Annotated in this window: 1 protein-coding gene; it reads right to left on the reverse strand. The window is 56.3% G+C overall.

The window, feature by feature from the left end; translation table 11 throughout:
- Window positions 1–263 precede the first annotated feature (263 nt).
- On the reverse strand, window positions 264–1,086 hold an 823-nt coding region (locus CUC53_RS17985), incomplete at its 5' end, for a heavy metal sensor histidine kinase (RefSeq protein WP_157798324.1).

The following is a 1,086-nucleotide window of genomic DNA, read 5'->3' on the forward strand; positions in this document are numbered from 1 at the left end:
GGGCCGATTGTAGCTAAACCGTTTAGGGCAAAACAGTGAGGGAAGTGCACCTTGGGCGTATTGATAGCAGAAACAGAAAATTCTGACGCAGCAGGTCGCTGACCGAATGTTTTACGGTGCCTTGATAACGCCGTTGATTAACGGGTTAGGTAACGGGATAAAGGCGCGGTTTGAGCTCTGCAATCGACCCCGTATTGCCGTGATGATGTCGACACCCTACTTATCTCATCAGGTCAACGCGCCAAGTCAACGCTCATAACCGGCTAGGCCCTCTGACCTGATATCGGGCCAGATAAGGGAAAAGAGAGGGTAAACAGGGTGCCCTGCTCATTACTGCTGACCGCAACTTGCCCCCCGTGAGCGTGCATAATCGATTTCACGATCGCCAAGCCCAGCCCGCCAGAGTCATCGGGTTGGTTACGGGAGGGATCACAGCGATAGAAGCGTTCAAAGAGATACGGCAGATGCTCAGGCGCGATGGGCTCTCCTTGGTTATGGACCTGGATGGTCAGATGGGTGGTGCTGTGGGCGCAGCGGATGGTGACTGGCGTCGCGGGGGCTGCGTAGCGCAGGGCATTGGCCAGCAGATTGGCTAGGGCTCGGCGCACTAAATCAGGGTCAGCAACCAGTTGGCAATGACACAAATTAACCAGCGTGATCTCCCGCTCTTGCGCCATCCCCTCGAAATAGTCACACAGCTGTGCCACCACGCTGTGCAGTGCTAGGGTCTCATGTCGCAGCGGTTGGTTGGGCTGCTCGGTGCGGGCCAAGAACAACATACTATCGACCATCCGCGCCAAGCGTTCGTACTCCTCTTGGTTCGATACCAGCAAATTCTGATACTCCGCCACCGAGCGGTCCCGGCTGAGCGCTTGCTGGGTCTGACCGGTCAAATTACTGAGCGGGGTGCGCATCTCGTGGGCCAAATCTTCGGAAAAGCGTGATAGCTGGGTGAAACCCTGCTCCAAGCGGGTGAGCATTTGATTGAGCGCGCGGCTCAGTGCACTGAGTTCATTGAGCTCTTTAAACTCCGCTAAGCGCAGATGCAGGTGCTGCACATCAATGGTGGTGGCGTGCATCGCCAGT

Origin of the sequence: Aeromonas cavernicola, from assembly GCF_002795305.1 — a bacterium.
GTDB classification, from domain to species: Bacteria; Pseudomonadota; Gammaproteobacteria; order Enterobacterales; family Aeromonadaceae; genus Aeromonas; species Aeromonas cavernicola.